The organism is Nocardia shimofusensis NBRC 100134 (assembly GCF_001613125.1).
Lineage (GTDB): Bacteria > Actinomycetota > Actinomycetes > Mycobacteriales > Mycobacteriaceae > Nocardia > Nocardia shimofusensis.
Genome location: NZ_BDBT01000028.1, coordinates 1 through 19675 on the forward strand (window position 1 = coordinate 1; position 19675 = coordinate 19675).

Consider the following 19675-nt stretch of genomic DNA (forward strand, 5'->3'; position numbering starts at 1 on the left):
TCGCCGATGACGTGCCCGCGGTGACCGCCGCCGACGCGCGCGCCCTCGCCGAGCGTCTGCGCCACGCCCACCTCTGCCTGACCGACGAACTCACCGCCGTGCGCGCCCGCGCCCGCAAGGAACTCGAACGCCTCGACAGCGTGTGGAGCCCCCTGGCCCCCCGCCTCGCCGCCTGGCTCGAGGGCGCCCGTGACGTGCACGCCCGCGCCGCCGAACTGCGCACGCTCAAGCGGGCCGAGGAGTGGCTCAAAGCGCTGACGGTGCGGATGCGCGACGAGCGGATGGCCCCGCTGCAGACCCAGTCCCGCTGGATCTGGCAGACACTGCGCCAGCAGAGCAATGTGGAGCTGGGCGGCATCCGCCTGCAGGGCAACGCGGGCAGTGCTCGCCGCGTGCTGCTGGACGTGACCGTCGACCAGGTGAACGGCGCGGCGCTCGGCGTGATGAGCCAGGGCGAGTTGCACGCTCTCGGGCTCTCGCTGTTCCTGCCGCGGGCCACGGTGGCCGACAGCCCGTTCCGCTTCGTCATGATCGACGACCCGGTGCAGGCGATGGATCCGGCGAAGGTCGACGGCCTGGCGACGGTCCTGGCCGCGGTCGCCCGGACCCGGCAGGTGGTCGTGTTCACCCACGACGAGCGCCTGGCCGAGGCGGTGCGCCGCATGGACCTCGACGCGCACGTGCTGGAAGTCCAGCGCCGGGAGCGATCCGTGGTGGAGGTGCGCACCGTCGGCGACCCGGTCCGCCGCTACCTGGCCGACGCCCGCTCGCTGCTGCGGACCCCGCAACTCCCGCCCGCCATCGCCGACGAACTCGTCGCCACCTGCTGTCGTTCGGCGGTGGAGGCGACGGCGCTGGCCCGCAGCAGGCGCGACCTGCTCGCCGCGGGCATGGACCACCGCGAGGTCGAGCGTCACATCGAGAACGCGCAGACCACCCGCGCCATGGTCGCGCTCGCGGTCATGGGCGTGACCTACAACGTCGACCACCTCAACAAGCACCTCGCCCGCGACGGCAAGTGGCTGGTCGACGCCCTGCGCGACATCACCGCCGCCGCCCACGTGCCGATCGGCCGCGGCATGCGCGAACTGATCGGCGAAACAGAACGATTCATCGCCTGGTTGGGACGGTGAGCGGCCGGACGCGCGGCGCCCGCCGCACCCGCACGCGCCGCCGCCACCACGATCCCGCGCCCCGCCCGACCGTCGCCGAACGCCTGGAAGCCGTCGATCGCCTCCTCGACGGCGAGGTCACCGCGGCAGGCGGCGTCTGGTCGCGCGCTACCGCCTGGATTCTGCGCCTGGCCTTGGAACAGGCCGTCGACGACCTGTGGGACCGCGTCGCCCCCGACCTCGTGCGCTGCCCGATGCGCGCCCAGCTGCTCGCCCTGCGCGCCTACGCGGGCCCCGACACCGCCGCCGCCGTCGCCGCGCTGTGGTCGGCCCTCTCCCGCGCCGCCCACCACCACGACTACGATCTGGCCCCCGCTGTGGCGGACCTGCGCCGCTGGCGCGAGCAGACCGCCGCCCTGTCCTCCGCCTTGTCCCGGACCGGCCGCCCCACCGGATTCGCCTGGGTCCGAACCGAACTCGACTGAAAAGACAGATCGCCGGGGGCGTCGTCCGAGTACGACGCGTGGTGACGAACGCGCGGCTCGGCCGGGGACAGCCCACGACCGCCGTCGCACGTGGACAACTCGGCGATGGAGCACAGCACAATCGGCCGGTGCGTATGTCTTCGTCGGATGCGGCTGTCCGGGCCGGACGAGGAACGCCGGAGGGGTCCGGCGAGAATGGGGGGATGAGCGCATCGCGGAGCTGCCCGTGTCGTCGCGGCGACGAATACGCCCGCTGCTGTGGGCCGTTGCTGGCCGGTGATCGCCCCGCGGCGACGGCCGAAGCGCTGATGCGCTCGCGCTACACCGCGTTCGCCGAGGGCGATGCCGACTACCTGTTGCGCTCCTGGCATTCGAGCACCCGGCCCGCGCGGTTGGAGCTGGACGACACGCGCTGGCAGTTCCTGGAGATCGTGCGCACCGAGCGCGGCGGCCTGTTCGACGACACCGGGGTGGTCGAGTTCGTCGCGCACTACCGCACGAGCGCCGGACGCGGGGTGCTGCACGAGGTGAGCCGGTTCACCCGCGAGGACGGGCAGTGGCGTTACCTCGACGGCGATACCGACGGTTGAGCGTGCCGCACGGCCGAGCGTCGACAGCTGAGCGCCGTCGAGGGCCGAGCGGTAGCGTGCTCACCCATGAAGCGGGTCGCGATCGAGTACTGCACCCAGTGCCGCTGGTTGTTGCGGGCGAGCTGGATGGCGCAGGAGTTGCTGAGCACGTTCGGCACCGAACTCGGCGAAGTGGCGCTGATCCCCGGCTCCGGCGGGGTGTTCCGGATCACCGTCGACGACGAGCAGGTGTGGGAACGCAAGGCCGACGGCGGCTTTCCGGAGATCACCGTGCTCAAGCAGCGGGTCCGCGATCGGGTCGCGCCGGATCGTGATCTCGGGCACTCCGACCGGCGGGAGGGTTAGCCGCAGCAGCCGCCGCCACAGCAACCTCCGCCGGCCGGGGCGGCGGGCGCGGGGGTCGCGGCGGGCGCACCGCCGGAACGGCCGACCGTGGCGAAGGTGGTCAGCAGTTTGACCGTGTCCTCGTGCCCGGACGGGCAGGTCGCGGGCTCGCCGGAACGCGCCATCGGACGGTTTTCCTCGAACGTGTCGCCGCACTGGCGACACCGGAAGCTGTAGTTCGGCACAGGCCCAGGTTAGCGGGCGGTGCACGCGTCGGGTAGCGGCGCGAACGCGGACTCGCGTCGGCGATCCCGGACCGGACAGTCGTTCGCGGACGTACCCTCGAAAGAGATCACCAGGTGCAGGCCCCGCGGATGTGGCGCACCGACGCCGCGACGTCGTGGCGTATTCGTCGTCGCTGCTGCGGGGCCGCCACCGTAGGACACCAGGAGGTGCGCGATGACAACCCGACACGACACCGACGCGGGCATCCACCTCGACGACTCCGGGCCGGCCGCGCACACGCGAAGCGGCCGGGTCCGGGGCACCATGGCCGGGTCCGTCGCGGTGTGGCGCGGCATCCCCTACGGCGCTCCGGTCAACGGTGCGAATCGCCTGCGCCCGCCGCGCCCACCGCAATCCTGGGACGGCGTCCGCGACTGCCTGACCGTGGGCGAGGTCTCCCCGCAGTCCCTCGGCCCGATGGTGCCGGTCGATTCCACGCTGCGGATGGGCGAGGACTGCCTGTGGCTCAATGTCTGGGCGCCCGCCGATCCGAGCGAATCCGGGGCGCCGCGCCCGGTCATGGTCTGGCTGCACGGCGGCGCCTACTGCCTGGGCACCGCCGCGCAGCCCATCTACGACGGTCGCGCGCTCGCCGCGAACGGCGGGGTCGTCGTGGTCACCGTGAACTACCGCGTCGGCGTGCTCGGCTTCCTCGACCTGACCTCGTTGTCGGGGGACTTCACCGCCAACCTGGGTCTGCGCGATCAGATCGCGGCGCTGGAATGGGTGCGCGAGAACATCGCGGCGTTCGGCGGCGACCCCGGCAATGTGACGTTGTTCGGCGAATCCTCGGGCGCGGGCTGCGTGACGGCGTTGCTCACCGCCCCGGCGGCCGAGGGTCTGTTCCACAAGGCCATCGCGCAGAGCCCGCCCGCGACCACGGTGTTCGGCCGACAGCGGGGGGAATCGGTGGCCCGGCGCTTCGCCGAACTGCTCGACCTGTCGCCGCACCGCACCGGGGAGGTGACCGAGCTGCCGATGGAGCGGCTGGTGCAGGCCGCGGGCACGCTGTTCGACGAGGTGCCCACGAAGGAGCCGGGCCGGTTGGCGGCCGCGCCGGTGGTCGACGGCGAACTGCTGCCCGACTATCCGATCAACGCCTTCCAGCGCGGCCGATCCCATCGGGTGCCGTTGATCGTCGGCAGCAACAAGGACGAGGCATCGCTGTTCAAGGTGTTCCGTTCGCCGATCATGCCGGTCACCCCGGAAGCGGTGAACATCATGCTGCGCGATGTGGCCCGGAGCCATCCCGACCTCTCACCCGAGCGCCTCGCCGAAATCGCCTCCGCCTACCCGGATCTCACCACCCCGCGCGGCGCCATGGCCATCTCCACCGACGCCGCCTTCCGGTTGCCCGCCCGCTGGGTCGCCGACGGCCACTCCGCGCACTCGATGACCTGGGTCTACCGCTTCGACCACGCCACTCCGATGTTGCGGGCGGCCAGGGTCGGCGCCGGGCACGCCACCGAATTACCTTATGTATTCGGCAATTTCGGCACCTTCAACCCGGATCCGACCTTCTGGCTCGGCGGGCGCAAACAGGCAGTCGAGGTGTCGGGCCGGATGATGCGCCGCTGGCTGGCCTTCGCCGAGCACGGGGTGCCCGCGGCGTTGGACGGCTCCAAGCACTGGGCGCCGTATCGATCCGACACCCGCCACACCTTGCTGGTCGACGCCATCGACCGCATGGTCCCCGATCCCGACCGCGCGCTGCACAGCGCGTGGGGCGATCAGGCCGTCGGCTTCCGCTGACTGCTCACGCGAGCGAGGTCTGCCCGGCGGGCGCGCGGGTGCCCAGCCGCACGGGCAGTCGCTGATATCCGTGCAGGGTGAACAGTTCCCGCCTGCGCGGCGGCGCGGCCAGGCTCAGGTCGGGGAAGCGTTCGAACAGCGCCCGCAGCGCGTAGACGCCTTCCATCCTGGCCAGGCTCGCGCCCAGGCAGACGTGGATGCCGCTGCTGAACGACAGATGGTCCTTGGCGTTGGCGCGGGTGATGTCGAAGCGCTGTGGGTCGGCGAACACCTTCGGGTCGCGGTTCGCGCCCGCCAGCGACACCGTGACCGCCTGACCCGGATGGAACGGCACCCCCGCCAACTCCAGCTCCGTGAGCGCCACCCGCCCGGTCACCTGCACCGGCGGGTCGAAGCGCAGGATCTCCTCCACCGCGTTCGGCCACAGATCGGGTTCTTCGCGCAACCGGGCCAGCTGCTCGGGATGGGCCAGCAACTGCACCACGCCGTTACTGATCAGGTTGACCGTGGTCTCGAAACCCGCGCCCATGAGCAGGCTGGCCGTCGCCTTGAGCGCGTCGTGGTCCAGATCCCCCGCGCTGACCAGCGCGCTGAGGATGTCCTCGCCGGGTTCGCGGCGCAGGGCCGCGATGTGGTCGTCGAGGTAGTCGTTCATCAGGTGCATCGCCCGGTTCGCGCGCCGCTGCACGCCCCAGGAGATGCCCAGATCCAGCAGTGGCGACATCACATCGCCCCAGTCGAGGAACATGGCGCGGTCGGCGTCGGGGAAGCCGAGCATCTCGGAGATGATCGCGATCGGCACCTGCGAGGAGTAGGCGGCCACCAGATCCGCCGACCCGTCCGAGGGCAGCTCGTCGAGCAGTTCGGCGGTGACCCCGGCGACCCGGTCGCGCAACCTGCCGATGGCGCGCGGGGTGAACGCCGCGGCCACCGGTTTGCGCATGGCGGTGTGCTCGGGCGGGTCGATCACCAGCATGGACGGCGGCTCGACCGGGCTCGGCGGCAGCGGGGTGGTCGGCATCAGCGACCTGACCGCCTCGAACGGCACGAAGTGCTGCGGCGACTGCACGCCGAAGCGGCTGTCGCGCAGGATCGTCTTCACCAGCTCGTGGTCGAACGACGCCCAGGTGAGCGGGGTCCGGACCAGCGGCTGATCTCCGCGCAACTGCTCGATCAGCGGATAGGGATTCTCGATCCCCTCGTCCCCGGCGATCAGCCGCGCGAAGGGATCGCCGCGCCGCGCCTGATTGCGCAGAACGAACCTCGGCACGCCCTGCGCGAAGAGCCACCGCCACCATGCTGCCGGACCCATGTCTTCACCACCCGCTCTCCTGTGATGCAGACCACGGTACGGGCGATGGCGGCGGGAGGGAACGGCCCACGGACGGATCGGTGGCTCCTACTCCGGTAGGAGGTCAGTCCAACGTGACGGTGATGCGCTCGGTCTCGATCCGGCGCTCCGCCGCCGCCGGATCGGGGTTGACCACCTGAACCAGCGAGGCTCCGGCCACCAGCACCGCGAGCAGTCCGTCGACCAGATCGCTCGCGTGCTCCCACGGCCTGCTCGACAGCACCCGATCGCCCGCGCCGATGCCCTTGCGCAGCGCCGACTTACGCGCGGCGTCGAACACCTCGGCCACCAGGTCGCCCTCCAGCGCGACACCGGTGCCGCGCGGCATGAACTGATCGCCGTGCACCCGCACCGAGGTCGCGAAATCGGTGACACCGACCGGCAGATCCCGCACGGGCGCGCCCATCGGATCCAGCGACAGCGCCGCCACTTCCGAGATGGCGCCCACCTCGTCGATCCGGTCCGGGGTCACCAGCGCGAGGTCGGCGTCCGGGTCGGCGTTCAGCACCACCTCCGTGCCCGCCCACCAGCAGCCGAGCAGCACGGCGGCGGTCTGCCAGTGCGCGGGCAGCAGCACCGCGACACGCGCGCCGATGGTGAGCCCGAACTCGTCGCGGATCAGGTTGGCGGTCTTGGCCGCCCAGTTCGCGAGAGTCGCACCGGACAGTTCGATGCGGGCGCCCGTGGCGTCGTCGTAGTAGGTGATGCGCGGCGCCGCCGGGTCCTGGGCCAGGATCGGGTCCAGGATCGCCTCGGTCAGTGTCGAAGTCTTGGTCAGTTCACGCATTTCGGTCCGTTCTGGCCTGCGTCGATCGGTGGTGCGGGTGGCACGGGCGTCGCGGTGGTCGAGGTTCCGGAGAAATCGAACATCGTGGCCGCCTGTGAGCCCGGGCCACTGTAGTCGCTCGACAGAACCACCGATACCGCCCCCGCGGGTAGTGTCGCGTCGGCCACGATCGGCAACCCGCCGAGCGCCTCGGCCACCGTTTCGGCCGCCGCGTCGTCGCTGCCCGCGGCCAGCACCCGCGAACCGGTCACACCCATCCCGGTGTAGTTCCCCACCTCGCCGGGCCGAAAACCTTTGCCCACCAGCGCCTGGGACACCTCGCCCGCGAGCCCGCCGATCGAGCTCGCGTTGTAGACGTCCACGGTCACGCTCGACGGGTCGACGCGCGGGGTCCCGGGTTCGGCGCCGGTGTCGGTGTCGGCTCCGACCAGCGAAGCCACATAGGACTTCACCTCTTTCGGCTCGACCCGGACCACGGACTCGCCGTCGCTGGTCATCCCGTTCAGGTCGGCCACCGGGATGGTCTCGAACCGCACCTGCCCGCCGGAGAGATCCTGCAATTGCTGCAGGAAGGCCAGCACGTCCCAGTTGTCGTCGAGGACCACCGTGCGCCCGACCGCGTCACCGAGTTCGCCGAGCCGTCCCGGGTCGGTGAGCGTCTTCGCGCTGAGCACCTGCCCGACCAGCTGGGCCATGAACACCTGCTGGCGCACGATCCGGTCGAGGTCACCGCGGGGCAGGCCGTGCCGCTGCCGCACGAAGCTCAGCGCCTGCGGTCCGTCGAGGCGCTGCTCGCCCGCCGGGAAGTGCGCACCCGACATCCATTCGTCCACCGGAGCGTTCAGGCACACCTCGACCCCGCCGACTGCGTTGGTGAGCAGTACGAACCCGAGCAGGCTGACCTCGGCGTAGTGGTCCACCGAGATGCCGGTGAACTCGGCGACGGTGTCGATCAGCGCCTGCCGTCCGGCCTGGGTGGACTGCTTCTCGGCGTCGGCCTCGGACACGCCGCTGTCGAGCAGTTCCAGTCGCTCGTTCTCCTTGGTGACGCCGTAGGCGGAGTTGATCTTGCCCTTGCCGAGGCCGGGGATGTCGACGTAGGAGTCGCGGGGCAGTGAGATGGCCGTGGCCGAACTGCCGTCGTTGGGCACCCGGATCAGTACCAGGGTGTCGGTGTTGGTGCCGATCTCGTCGCCCGCGTGCAGCATGGCGCGTTCGCTGTCGGTGAGCGGATTGCCGTGCGCGTCGGTGCGGCTGTCCACGCCGACGAGCAGGATGTCGACCGCGCCGTCGCGGCCGCCGCCGAGACCGAGGTCGCCGATGCGTTCGATCTGGGAGACCAGCGCGTCGACGCTGCGCCAGGCGAAGCCGGTCGCCACCAGCACCAGCGCTGTGATGACCGCGAACGCGATCCGCACCGGGCGCGGTGATGCCCCGGCGGTCGCGGGTCCGGAAGGCCGCGTCCGCACCGGTTCCCGACGACGTGACCCCGCCGTGTCGCGCCCGCGCGCGCTGCGCGACGGATTCCTGCTTCGCGGCAAACCGAGCATCCTCTCGACGAATCGACGACACCCCCTGAAAAGCCCCCGTACCACCATCGACCCTCACCCCACAGCGCAACTCGCCGGGCCGACCGTACTCAGGCTATCCAACGGTTACCGTCGCCGTCGGCACCTCGGCGGTTTCCGGCGTGCCAGACTTGCCGCCGTGATCGCCGCACCACCGCGTCTTCCCTCCGTTCGTCTCGTCGTGACCGGCGCGGGCGGACAGGTCGGCAGGCAGCTGACCCGTCTGGCCCCGCACGCGCTCGGATATACCCGCGCACAACTCGACATAACCGACGCTACCGCCGTCCGCGCCGCTCTGGCCCCCGGTGACGTGGTGATCAACTGCGCGGCCTACACCGCCGTCGACCGCGCCGAGACCGAACCCGAGGCCGCCTTCGCGATCAACGAGACCGGCCCGGCCGTCCTGGCCGCCGCCTGCGCCGCCGCGGGGGCCCGCCTCATCCATCTGTCCACCGACTACGTCTTCGCGGGCGAGCACGACACCCCGTACGAGACCGACGACGACACCGGGCCGGCCACCGTCTACGGCCGTTCCAAACTCGCGGGCGAACGCGCCGTGCTCGACCTGGCCCCCGCCGCGCACGTGGTCCGCACCGCCTGGGTCTACACCGGCGACGCCGGCGATTTCGTCGCCACCATGCGCGCACTGGAAGCCGAGCGCCCCACTGTGGACGTCGTCGACGACCAGATCGGTTCCCCCACCTACGCCGCCGACCTCGCCGCGGGACTGCTCGAACTCGCCGCCACGCCCACCGCGCCCCGCGTTCTGCACGCCACCAACGCCGGCTCCGCCAGCTGGTTCGACCTGGCCCGCGCGGTGTTCGCCGAACTCGGCGCCGATCCCGAGCGGGTGCGCCCCTGCGACTCCTCCGCCTTCCCGCGACCGGCGGCCCGGCCCGCCTACTCGGTGCTCTCCGACCGTGCCTGGCGCGCGGCGGGCCTGGCCCCGCTGCGGGACTGGCGGGCAGCCCTGCACGCGGCGCTGACCGAACAGTGAGCCCCCGGACTTGCGATTCGCTCCCGAAGTGCGGTTCGATCTGCGCTGCGCCACCAGGCGCGCTAGCGCGATCGGTAGTACCAGTGTGAACAGGGGAACAACGATGGCAGGAGATTCCGGCACCGACGCCGTGATTCTGGTCGGCGGTCAGGGCACGCGGCTGCGTCCGCTGACCTTGTCGGCGCCCAAACCGATGCTGCCCACGGCCGGACTACCGTTCCTGACCCACCTGCTGGCGCGTATCGCCGAGGCCGGGATCACCCACGTCGTGCTCGGCACCTCGTTCAAGGCGGAGGTGTTCGAAGAGCACTTCGGCGACGGCTCCGACCTGGGGCTGGAGATCGAGTACGTGACCGAGACGGAGCCATTGGGCACCGGCGGCGCCATCCGCAACGTGCTGCCCAAGCTGCGCGCCGACACCGTCATGGTGTTCAACGGCGACGTGCTCGGCGGCACCGATCTGCGCGCGGTGCTCGACACCCACCACTCGACCCATGCCGATGTCACCCTGCATCTGGTCCGGGTCGGCGACCCCCGCGCCTTCGGCTGCGTCCCCACCGACGCCGACGGCCGGGTGACGGCGTTCCTGGAGAAGACCCAGGACCCGCCGACCGACCAGATCAACGCGGGCTGCTACGTCTTCCGCCGCGAATACATCGAGAAGATCCCCTCCGGCAGGCCCGTCTCGGTCGAACGCGAGGTCTTCCCCGCGCTGCTCGCCGAAGGCGCCCGCGTCCAGGGCCACGTCGACACCTCCTACTGGCGCGACATGGGCACCCCGGAGGATTTCGTGCGCGGCTCCGCCGACCTCGTCCGCGGCATCGCCCCCTCACCCGCCCTTCCCGGCCAGCGCGGCGAATCCCTCGTCCACCCCAGCGCGGGTATCGCCCCCGGCGCTCTGCTCATCGGCGGCACCGTCGTCGGCCGCGGCGCCGAGATCGGCGCGGGCGCGCGACTGGACGGCGCGGTCATCTTCGACGGCGCGCGCGTGGAGGCGGGCGCGACGGTCGAACGCACCATCGTCGGCTTCGGCGCCCGCATCGGCCCCCGCGCCCTGGTCCGCGACGGCGTCATCGGCGACGGCGCGAACATCGGCGCCCGCTGCGAACTGCTGCGCGGCGCCCGCGTCTGGCCGGGTGTGGAGATCCCCGACGGCGGCATCCGCTTCTCCACCGACGTCTGACACCCGCCGGACCCGACGAGAACACGAAGGGTGATGCCCAGGGCGAACCGCTGACGGGCGGCGAGCAGCGCCGGGATCAGCACGCGGAGTTCGCGCTGCGCCTGCCGAACTGCGCCGCTGAGCGGTTGCTCCGGCGGAAACACGGCATCGGAACCGAACCGAGGCTCGGGAGTCGTGGCCGGGAGCTGCCCGAACGCCTAGCGTGGGGTCGTGGCTGATGTGGCGGTGGTCGGGTCGGGTCCGAACGGTCTCGCGGCGGCGGTGACGCTCGCGGCGGCGGGACTGTCGGTGGAGGTGTTCGAGGCCGAGGAGACGCCGGGCGGCGGGTGCCGGACGGCCGAGCTTACGCTGCCCGGGTATCGGCACGACGTCTGCGCGGGGGCGCATCCGATGGCGGTGGCCTCCCCGTTCTTCCGTGCCTTCGATCTCGTCGCGCACGGGGTGGAGTTGCTGCGGCCGGAGGCGTCCTACGCGCATCCGCTCGATGGCAGGCGCGCGGGTATCGCCTGGGTCGATCTCGAGCGCACCGTGGACGGGCTGGGACCGGATGGATCGGCCTGGCGGTCGCTGTTCGGGCCGCTGGTGCGCGAATGGGAGGGCGTCGTCGGGGTGGCGATGTCCGACCTGCGAGGACTGCCGTCGGAACCGGCCACCGCCCTGCGGTTCGGGTTGCGGATGCTGGAACAGGGTTCGCCGTTGTGGAATTCGCGCTTCTCGGCGGATGTCGCGCCCGCGCTGTTCAGCGGGGTGGCCGCGCACGCCATCACCTCGCCGCGGGCGGTGTCCGCCGTGGGCGCCGCGCTGCTGCTCGGCACGCTCGCGCACGTGGACGGGTGGGTGATTCCGCGCGGCGGCAGTCAGGCGATCGTCGACGCGCTGGTCGGGGAACTCGAGCGCCTCGGTGGTCGTGTGCACACCGGGCATCGGGTGGATTCGCTCGCGGAGGTGAGTTCGGCGAAGGCCGTTCTGCTCGACACCTCGCCCGCCGAACTGGTCCGGCTGGCCGGGGATCGGCTCCCGAGCCGATATGCCCGGCAGCTCGGGAACTTCCGGTACGGGAACGCCGCGTGCAAAGTCGACTTCGCCCTGTCGGGTCCGGTGCCGTGGGCGGCCGAGGACTGCGCGAAGGCGGGCACGCTGCACCTGGTCGGCAGCCGAGCCGAGGTCATGGCCGCCGAAGGCGCGGTGGCGTCGGGCAGGCATGCCGAGCGCCCCTACGTCTTGGCGATCCAGCAGGGCGTGGTGGACGATTCCCGCGCCCCCGCCGGGCACCACGCTTTCTACACCTACGCCCACGTCCCGCACGGCTCGCGGCGCGACATCACCGATCAGGTCATCGCCCAGGTGGAACGCTTCGCGCCCGCCTTCGGTGACCTGATCCTCGCGCACCACACCCGCACCGCCGCCGAAATGCCGTTGCACAACGCCAATTACATCGGCGGTGACATCTCCGCGGGCGCCATGACCGTCGGACAGATGCTGATGCGCCCCGCTCCCCGATGGAACCCGTACGCCACTCCGCTACCCGGCGTCTACCTGTGCTCGTCGTCCACTCCGCCCGGCGGTGGCGTCCACGGCATGTGCGGACTCAACGCCGCCCGCCACGCCCTGCGCCGCGAATTCGCCACGACCAGCGACCCGTTGGCCCTGCTGCGCGCTACCGTTCCGGCGAGCGGGTGACATCGCGCCCGTACCGGATCAGACGAGCCGATGACCGCCGTCGACGTGCAGCACGGCCGCCGTCGTGAACGGATTGCGCATCACCGACAACAGCGCTCGGGCGATGTCGTCCGCGCTCCCGATGCGGCGAGCGGGAAGCCGCCGCGCCATCTCCGCGAAGGCGGCGTCCTTGTCCATCCCGAGGTCGTCCCAGATCGGTGTGTCCACCCAGCCGGGGGAGACGACGTTCACTCGCACCGGCGCCAGTTCGATCGCCAAGCCGGATGCGAGGGAAGCGAGGCCGCCGTTGGCCGCGGCCATGATGGTGTTCGCCCCGTTCGGCCGGTAGGCGTTGATACCGGAGGTGAAGGTGATCGACCCGGTCACCACCCCGGCCGCGTACCGGCCGACCAGCCAGGCGCCGAGCAGTTTGGTGTCCAGAACGGCCCGGGCCGTGTCGACGGCGATGTCACCACTGCGACCGTAGACGCCCGTGGCGTCCGCCGCGGTGACCACGACGTGCTCGACCCGCTCCGCGCCCGCGAACAGCTCGGCCACGTCGGCTTCCCGGCCGATATCCGCGGGCACGGAGCGCACTTTCGCCTGCTGTCCCGAGAGGTCCGCTTCCCGGCCCAAGGCATCGCGGGCCCGGTCGAGCCGGTCGGCTGAGCGGCCGACGAGGGTCACGTCCGCGCCCTCGGCCACCAGGAGACGAGCGAGGGCGAACCCCATGCCGGAACCACCACCGATGATCATCACGTCAGTCATGACCCCGAGCCTGCGCCGGCGATCCCGTGTGGAACAGACCGCGCTCTTCCTGGGTGTGGCACGGCCACCCACGCGCCCCCTCCCGATGGCAGACTCGATGTCGTGAACGTCCTGGCCGAGTTCTTGCGCAGCCGCCGCGGGTTGCTCGGTCCCGCCGAGGTCGGTCTGCCTGCCGGCCCGGGCCTGCGTCGCACCCCTGGCCTTCGTCGCGAGGAACTGGCGGTGCTGGCCGGAGTCAGCGTGGACTACTACACCCGGATCGAGCAGGGGCGCGAGACCGCGCCGAGCGACGCGGTACTCGACGCTCTGGCCGCGGCGTTGCGCCTCACCGCCGACGAGCACGACCATATGCTCGCCATCGCGGACCGCGTGGCCGGACGCACATCCCGCCGCAGGTCCTCGCCCCCGCAGCCGGCGCGTCCGGGCCTGCTCCTGCTGCTCGAATCGCTGCGGCCCTGTCCCGCCTACCTGCTCGACGAGATCAACAATGTCGTCGCCGCCAATCCGGAAGGGCTGGGTCTGCTTCCGGGGCTCGGCGAGGCACCGCCCGCGCGCCGGAACATGATCCGATACACCTTTCTGCATCCCGCGGCGCGCGTCGTCTTCGGCGACTGGGACCGCGTCGCCCGCAACAGCGTGGCGCAACTGCGCGGCGCCGAACCGGCCAGCCCAGGTCCCACCGCTGAGCTGGTGGCCGAATTGAGTGCGGCCAGTCCCGAATTCACCGCGCTGTGGCGGCGCCACGAAGTATGGGTCAAGCGCGGCGGCCGGACGAGCTTCCGGCACCCGCTGATCGGCCGCGTGACACTGGCGAACGAAGTCCTGTCCCACCCGGGCAGCGGGCAACGGCTGTTGGTCTACCAGGCGTCGCCGGGCACGCCGGAACACGATGCGCTGGCATTGCTGGCGCTCGCCGTGGCGGACAGCGTCGTGTCGTGAACGACGAGCAGCGTCAGTTCCCCTCGCCGACGCAGGCGCCGTCGCCGTCGCCGACGCACGCGCAGAACAGCTGAGCGGGACCGTCGACGGCCTGTGCGCGGATGCCGGTGTCGGCGGCGGAGATCCACGCGGCCGATCCGCGCGTCACGATCAGCTCGTCGTCGCCGTGCAGCAGCCGCGCGGTGCCCGAGGTGCACAACACGATGCCCGGGCCCGCGTCGGTCAGCGGGACCTGGCCGGAACCCTCGGTGAGATCGAAGCGGCGCAACGCGAATTCCGGTGCGGGGGTCTGGTAGCGGACGGAGCCGTCGCCCGCGGGCTCGGGGAGCACGATCGGCAGATCGAGGGGCTCGAAGTCCAGCACGCGCAGCAGTTCGGGGACGTCGACGTGTTTGGGCGTGAGGCCGCCGCGCAGCACATTGTCGGAGTTGGCCATCAGCTCGACTCCGACGCCGTGCAGGTAGGCGTGCAGGCTGCCCGCGTCGAGGAACAGCGCCTGACCGGGTTGCAGGGTCAGGCGGTTGAGCAACAGCGCGGCCAGCACGCCCGCGTCACCCGGGTAGTTCTCGGCCAGTTCCAGGGTGGTGCGCGCCTCGAGGGTGAAGCGGCGCATGCCGCGCACCGACAGATACCGCACGCAGCCGTCGAGGACGGCGGGCAGCAAGCTGTCGAGCACCGGATGCGGCAGGGTGATCCAGGTGGTGAACAGCGCCCGCAGCCCCTGGGAATCCGGTTGCGAGGCAAGCATCTCGGCGTAGGGCTCGAGTTCGGGCACCTCGAGGGCACGGAAGAGTTCGACCGTGCGCAGCGGTTCGCGGAAACCGGCCAGCGCCTCGAAGCGGTCCAGCGCGACGACCAGTTCCGGCTTGTGGTTGTCGTCGCGGTAGTTGCGCATCGGCGAGTCCAGTGGCACCCCGTTGCGGTTCTCCCGGTCGAAACCCACGCGCGCCTGTTCGGCGGACGGATGCGCCTGCAACGACAGCGGCTCCTCGGCCGCCAGGATCTTCAACAGGAACGGCAGCTTGTCGCCGAACTGCTCGGCCGCGGTACCGAGTTCGCGCTCGGGGTCGGCGGCCACGACGTCCAGCAGCGACTTGGTGGTGCCCTCGGCGAGGGTCACGTACGCGGGATCGGCCGGGTGCGCGCCGAACCACAGCTCGGCCTCGGGATGGGCGGAGGGCACCGGCCTGCCGCACAGTTCGGCGAGGGCGGTGCGCGAGCCCCATGCATAGGAACGCAGCGCACCAACGAGTTCGTGCACTAGAAGCGTCCCCCGTCGTACTGGTCGGTGGGGTCGAAGTCGTCCCCACCCGGATAGTCCTTACCGCCCGCGTATTCCGCGCGGCCCACAGCCTGCGGCTGCCCGTTGATCAGGCGCAGGTAGGCGGCGGCCATCTCGATGCGCAGCGCGAGCACGGCCAGCTGCTCCACCTCGTCGCCGCTGGTGGCCTGCGCGCCGTCGCCGGCATTCGCGGCGGGCGCGGCGGGATCGGTGAGCGAGGAACGCAGCAGATCGATGTCGGCGTTCACCAGGTCGGCGTCGACGAGCCCGCCGGTGCCGAACACCGCGATCCTGCGCCGGGCCGCGGACTCGTCGCGATCGGTGCTCAGCACGAACACCCGGACCCGTTCGACCGGTGCGGGACCGTCGAGTTCCTCGTCGTGGAACATCGGATCGAAGCCGGGCGCGGCCTGTCCCGCCGCCGCCACGATCCGCGGCTGCGCGGCTACGACCTCGGCGAGGCCCGCGGCGCTCGACACCCGCCCCGCCGCCTGCAACAGCACTTCCGCGGCGTGCTCGGCCAGCGCGGCGGTGGCGGGGGAGTCGCCCGCGAAGACCACGCCGTGCTGCTGCATGCGCGCGGCCAGCGTCTTGGCCGGGTTGCGGAAGACCTCGATCTGCGGGGACGCGCGCAACGCCTCGGCGTCGAGTACATCGGCCAGCGCGGTCAGCTCCGGGGTCACCGGGCCGCTGCGGGAGGAATCGACCAGGCGCAGCACCGCGACACCCACCGCCAGGTAGCGCAGCAGGCGATTGTGGTCGAGCACGGGAACGCGCGGCGGCAGCATCAACGCCCGGCCCGACGCGGCCATCCGCAGCGGGCCCTCGTCCGGCGCGGCGACGACGACTTCGGCGCCGCGACGCAGGCCACGGTCCACCGCTTCGATCAGCCGGGGATCCCCGGCGTCGTCGCCCGCCACGAGCACCACGTCCAGCGGACCCACCCACGGCGGCAGGCCGGAGGTGAGCACGATCGGCAGTCCCGCCCGCTCGCCCAGTGCGGCGATCAGCAGGCCGGCCGCACGTGCGGCCCGGCCCGCGCCGCACACGAACACCACGCTGCGTGGCTGCAGACCGCTCAGGCGGGCGAGCACATTCTCACCGACCGCCGCCGCGGTGGCACGCACCAGCGCGCCGCCCGAGGCGGCCGACCGGAGTGCGCCGCCGCTGTCGGCCGCTTCGAGTGAAGCGGCATCGTCGAGGTCGAGTACCGGTGTTCCAGCGATCATCCGGCCTCTCACCTCCCCTCGTCGCGCTGTGTCCGGATCGTTCACGCCGAGCCCTGGTCGGGCGAAATCCAACGTCTGTTATTCCACTATCGCAGTCAGGACCGAACGACGCTCAGGATCTCGGTCACGAGTGCGTCTACTTCTTCGGCCGACCTGGCTTCCACATTGAGCCGCAACAGCGGTTCGGTGTTGGAGGCGCGCAGATTGAACCAGGCGTCGTCGGCCAGTTGCACGGTCACCCCGTCGAGCCGGTCCACCGATCGGGCCCGGCCGGCGAAGGCGTCCAGCACGGCGGCGGTGCGGGCCGCGGCGTCGTCCACGGTCGAGTTGATCTCGCCGGACGCGGCGTAGGTGGTGTAGGACGACATCAGTTCCGAGACCGGCGCATCGGTCTCGCCGAGGGCGGCCAGCACGTGCAGCGCGGCCAGCATGCCGGAGTCGGCGCCCCAGAAGTCGCGGAAGTAGTAGTGCGCCGAGTGCTCGCCGCCGAACACCGCGCCGGTGGCGGCCATCTGCTGCTTGATGAACGAGTGGCCCACCCGGGTGCGCATCGGGGTGCCGCCCAGCGAGCGCACCAGTTCCGGAACGGCCTTCGAGGTGATCAGGTTGTGGATGATCGTCGCGCCCGGTTCCTTGGCCAGTTCGCGCTCGGCGACCAGCGCGGTGATCGCCGAGGGGGAGACCGGGTCGCCCTTCTCGTCCACCACGAAGCAGCGATCGGCGTCGCCGTCGAAGGCCAGGCCGATGTCGGCGCCGGACTCGCGCACCAGGTGCTGCAGGTCGACCAGGTTCTTCGGATCCAGGGGGTTGGCCTCGTGATTGGGGAAGGTGCCGTCGAGCTCGAAGTACAGCGGCACGATCTTCACGTGCTCGAGCGCGCCGAGTACGGCGGGGACGGTGTGCCCGCCCATGCCGTTGCCCGCGTCCACCGCGATGGTCAGCGGGCGCTCGGCGGACAGCCGCACCAGCTCGCGCAGGAACTCGGCGTAGTCGTCGAGCAGTTCGACGGTGTCGATGCTGCCCGGCTCGCCGTCGTGCTCCGGGACGCCCGCGACGAGTTCGTCCTTGATGGTCGCCAGGCCGGTGTCCTGACCGACCGGAAGCGCGTTGGCCCGGCACAGCTTGATGCCGTTGTAGCGGGCGGGATTGTGGCTGGCGGTGAACATCGCGCCGGGGCAGCCGAATCGGCCGGAAGCGAAGTACAGCTCGTCGGTGGAGGCCAGACCGATGTGGGTGACGTCGAGACCTTGCGCGGTGACGCCCGCGGCGAAGGCGTCGGCGAGTTCGGGGGAGGACTCGCGCATGTCGTGTCCGATGACCACCCGGGTCGCGCCCTCGGCGCGCATCAGCCGGGCGAAGGACGCTCCCACGTCCCGGGTGAAGCGGGCGTCGATCTGGTCACCGACCACACCACGCACGTCGTATGCCTTGATCACCGCATTAACGGACTCGGCAGAGCGGGCCACTGTCATGCCTCACACCCTAGTGGGCGGCTTGTCGCGCCGGCGCGACTGCCCACCCGAGTGCATTCGCCGGACCGGCCCAGGTCAGATCGGGGACAGCTCGGATCGGGGAGCGGATCAGCTCGGGGGATCGGGCAGCACGCGCAGATGGCCACGGCGGCCGGTCCGGGTGGTCCGTTGCTGTGGCGGCGCGTATTCGCGATAACCGCGATGGTCGGACTCCGGGGGACGCCTGCGCAGTCCCGCCTCGCGCACGGCCTCGGCCAGCGCGGTCAGATCGTCGTCGTCGGTGCTGCTGGAGAAACTGCCCTCGTGGCGGACCAGTTCCCAGCCCTTCGGGGCGGTGATCCGGGAGGCGTGGGTTTCGCACAGATCCCAGGAATGCGGTTCGGCCACCGTCGCCAGCGGGCCGACCACCGCGGTGGAATCGGAATAGACATACGTGAGCGTCGCGACGGCCGGGTTCTTGCAGCCGGGTCGGCAGCAACGACGCATGGGGATCACGCCGTTGAGGGTATCGCGCCTGCCTCCGGGATGTGTACAGACACGCTGGGCCGACTTCTCGCCGGCCGAAACCGGGCGCGAACGTGCGAACGCCCGGAGGGTGAATTGGGACACATCACACGAGGGCGAGAATTCCCGCGGTCGTTATTGCGAGTCCGGATCGATCACATCGGGGTCGACGCCCAGGTATGTCGCGACCTGCTGGATGAGCACCTCGCGCAACAGATCGACCAGATCGTCCGGGTCGCCCGCGCGCAATTCCAGCGGTTTGCGGAACAGCACGACGCGCGCACGGGTTGCCGTGCCGTGCCGGTCCACGCCCGCGGGTACCAGGCGCGACAGCGGCACCGGCCCGTCGGCGACCACCTCCTCCGGCCAGGTGACCGAATCGGGGTGCAGCGGGCGGATTTTCGGTACGTCGTCGACGGCGATGTCCAGTTTGGTGAGCCGGTCGTGCCAGCGCGAATCGATCGGGGCGAAGGCCTCGAGGACCAGGCGGTCGAACTGTTGGCCCCTGGTTCGCCAGGCCGGCACGGTCGGCGGAAGCATCGGACCGCGCACTCCGCGGCCGCGGCGGATGACCGACCGGGCGGTCGGCGGTCGTCGATTACGAGAGCGGGCCATGAAAGAAATCTAGGCGAAGACGCCGGACGCGGTGCAGACCGGGACCGGGGGAACTCGCACCGGCCCCGGAATCGGGAGCCGGTGCGAGTCGAAGCCCGTCAGATGATGCCGCGCTTGAGGCGACGGCGCTCCCGCTCGGAGAGCCCGCCCCAGATGCCGAAACGTTCGTCATGGGCGAGTGCGTATTCCAGGCACTCGTCGCGCACCTCGCAACCCAAGCAGATTCGCTTCGCCTCGCGCGTGGAGCCGCCCTTTTCCGGGAAGAACGCCTCCGGATCCGTTTGCGCGCACAGCGCGCGTTCCTGCCACTGCTCTTCGATCGATTCGAACATCTCGTCAAAGCCCGTGATCACCAGGCTGAGTCGAGGAGTCGACACCGCTTCACCCCCATCGTGTTCGCGGCCGATGTCAGCGCAGACGCCATGTGCTGCGCCTGCTGTGGAATCGGTTCGCGCGACCATGTCTTCGGTCATCGCTCCGCCTCCTCACTGTGTGTTAGCGCAGAATGCTTCTTTCCGTCGGACCAACACGCACACCGACGGCCCTACCCCGCGATGTAGTCCCGCGGGCATCCCCGAGCACATCAATCCGATGCGAACATCTGTTCGAAATGCCGTTCGCGCCACGCAGTCTCGCACGAACTCGGAATGACATGTCTGTGATTAGACACGCCGGGTGTATCGATGGTCAAGCCGCTGTCGCTATTCCGTTACTATCCGGACCCGATTTTCGCGGCCGCCGTCTGAGGCAGAATAGCAAATGAGCAGCAAATA

General features: G+C 70.9%; 19 protein-coding genes and 1 pseudogene. 9 read left to right on the forward strand and 11 right to left on the reverse strand.

Annotated features, from left to right (window positions below):
- The 4 genes and pseudogenes from NS3_RS29570 to NS3_RS22720 form a co-directional block, all read left to right on the forward strand.
- A pseudogene (locus tag NS3_RS29570) lies at positions 1-1133 on the forward strand (hypothetical protein); the annotation flags it as partial.
- A complete protein-coding gene (locus tag NS3_RS22710; RefSeq protein ID WP_084495843.1) occupies positions 1130-1597 on the forward strand; it encodes a hypothetical protein in 468 nt (155 codons plus the stop codon). The pseudogene NS3_RS29570 and the gene NS3_RS22710, both read left to right, overlap by 4 nt.
- Positions 1598-1800: 203 nt before the next feature.
- Positions 1801-2187 carry a YchJ family protein gene (locus tag NS3_RS22715; RefSeq protein WP_067863152.1) on the forward strand — a complete coding sequence of 129 codons (387 nt, stop codon included), beginning with the start codon at positions 1801-1803 and terminating at the stop codon, positions 2185-2187.
- A gap of 66 nt (positions 2188-2253) precedes the next feature.
- A complete protein-coding gene (locus NS3_RS22720) occupies positions 2254-2532 on the forward strand; it encodes an Rdx family protein (protein ID WP_067863155.1) in 279 nt (92 codons plus the stop codon).
- Here the strand turns inward: NS3_RS22720 and NS3_RS22725 are convergent.
- Positions 2529-2756 (reverse strand): FmdB family zinc ribbon protein, encoded by a 228-nt coding sequence (locus NS3_RS22725; protein WP_067863158.1) that lies wholly within the window; start codon positions 2754-2756, stop codon positions 2529-2531. The genes NS3_RS22720 and NS3_RS22725 overlap by 4 nt on opposite strands.
- A gap of 214 nt (positions 2757-2970) precedes the next feature.
- Between NS3_RS22725 and NS3_RS22730 the strand changes: the two genes are divergently transcribed.
- Positions 2971-4548: a carboxylesterase/lipase family protein gene (locus NS3_RS22730; RefSeq protein ID WP_084495844.1), complete on the forward strand. Its 1578-nt coding sequence runs from the start codon at positions 2971-2973 to the stop codon at positions 4546-4548.
- A 4-nt stretch (positions 4549-4552) separates the two neighbouring features.
- On the opposite strand, the gene NS3_RS22735 is transcribed toward NS3_RS22730, so the two are convergent.
- The 3 genes from NS3_RS22735 to NS3_RS22745 all read right to left on the reverse strand — a co-directional run bounded on the left by NS3_RS22735 (position 4553) and on the right by NS3_RS22745 (position 8104).
- Positions 4553-5860, reverse strand: coding sequence for a cytochrome P450 (locus NS3_RS22735; protein WP_067863161.1), 1308 nt, complete (start codon positions 5858-5860; stop codon positions 4553-4555).
- 103 nt (positions 5861-5963) lie between these two features.
- On the reverse strand, positions 5964-6686 hold the full coding sequence (locus tag NS3_RS22740; protein WP_067863165.1) for a TIGR03089 family protein: 723 nt from the start codon (positions 6684-6686) through the stop codon (positions 5964-5966).
- Entirely contained in the window at positions 6674-8104 is a 1431-nt protein-coding gene (locus NS3_RS22745; RefSeq protein ID WP_067863168.1) for an LCP family protein, read from the reverse strand. The genes NS3_RS22740 and NS3_RS22745 overlap by 13 nt, the downstream gene beginning before the upstream one ends.
- Before the next feature lie 289 nt (positions 8105-8393).
- Here NS3_RS22745 and rfbD point away from each other — a divergent pair, with 289 nt between their 5' ends.
- The 3 genes from rfbD (at position 8394) to NS3_RS22760 (ending at position 12114) form a co-directional block, all read left to right on the forward strand.
- The gene (gene rfbD, locus NS3_RS22750) at positions 8394-9251 is read left to right on the forward strand and encodes a dTDP-4-dehydrorhamnose reductase (RefSeq protein ID WP_245649756.1); all 858 of its coding nucleotides are present in this window, start codon (positions 8394-8396) and stop codon (positions 9249-9251) included.
- A gap of 103 nt (positions 9252-9354) precedes the next feature.
- A complete protein-coding gene (manB, locus tag NS3_RS22755; protein ID WP_067863171.1) occupies positions 9355-10434 on the forward strand; it encodes a mannose-1-phosphate guanylyltransferase in 1080 nt (359 codons plus the stop codon).
- Positions 10435-10644: 210 nt separating this feature from the next.
- Complete coding sequence (locus NS3_RS22760; RefSeq protein WP_067863174.1) at positions 10645-12114, forward strand: phytoene desaturase family protein; 1470 nt, start codon at positions 10645-10647, stop codon at positions 12112-12114.
- A gap of 18 nt (positions 12115-12132) precedes the next feature.
- Here NS3_RS22760 and NS3_RS22765 read toward each other — a convergent pair whose 3' ends face one another.
- Positions 12133-12861, reverse strand: a complete 729-nt coding sequence (locus tag NS3_RS22765; protein WP_218018277.1) for an SDR family oxidoreductase — start codon at positions 12859-12861, stop codon at positions 12133-12135.
- A gap of 102 nt (positions 12862-12963) precedes the next feature.
- On the opposite strand from NS3_RS22765, the gene NS3_RS22770 reads away from it, so the two are divergent.
- A complete protein-coding gene (locus NS3_RS22770) occupies positions 12964-13800 on the forward strand; it encodes a helix-turn-helix domain-containing protein (RefSeq protein WP_218018278.1) in 837 nt (278 codons plus the stop codon).
- Between the two features lie 13 nt (positions 13801-13813).
- Here the strand turns inward: NS3_RS22770 and manA are convergent, their stop codons facing one another.
- The 6 genes from manA to NS3_RS22800 all read right to left on the reverse strand — a co-directional run bounded on the left by manA (position 13814) and on the right by NS3_RS22800 (position 19234).
- Positions 13814-15061, reverse strand: coding sequence for a mannose-6-phosphate isomerase, class I (gene manA, locus NS3_RS22775; protein WP_067863177.1), 1248 nt, complete (start codon positions 15059-15061; stop codon positions 13814-13816).
- Positions 15061-16311: a tobH protein gene (locus NS3_RS22780; RefSeq protein ID WP_067863181.1), complete on the reverse strand. Its 1251-nt coding sequence runs from the start codon at positions 16309-16311 to the stop codon at positions 15061-15063. The genes manA and NS3_RS22780 overlap by 1 nt, the downstream gene beginning before the upstream one ends.
- Positions 16312-16406: 95 nt before the next feature.
- Positions 16407-17777, reverse strand: coding sequence for a phosphomannomutase/phosphoglucomutase (locus NS3_RS22785; protein WP_174550506.1), 1371 nt, complete (start codon positions 17775-17777; stop codon positions 16407-16409).
- 114 nt (positions 17778-17891) lie between these two features.
- On the reverse strand, positions 17892-18269 hold the full coding sequence (locus tag NS3_RS22790) for a DUF3499 domain-containing protein (RefSeq protein WP_067863332.1): 378 nt from the start codon (positions 18267-18269) through the stop codon (positions 17892-17894).
- A gap of 153 nt (positions 18270-18422) precedes the next feature.
- The gene (locus NS3_RS22795; protein ID WP_169811672.1) at positions 18423-18902 is read right to left on the reverse strand and encodes a metallopeptidase family protein; all 480 of its coding nucleotides are present in this window, start codon (positions 18900-18902) and stop codon (positions 18423-18425) included.
- 98 nt (positions 18903-19000) lie between these two features.
- Positions 19001-19234, reverse strand: coding sequence for a WhiB family transcriptional regulator (locus NS3_RS22800; protein WP_169811676.1), 234 nt, complete (start codon positions 19232-19234; stop codon positions 19001-19003).
- Positions 19235-19675: the final 441 nt, after the last annotated feature.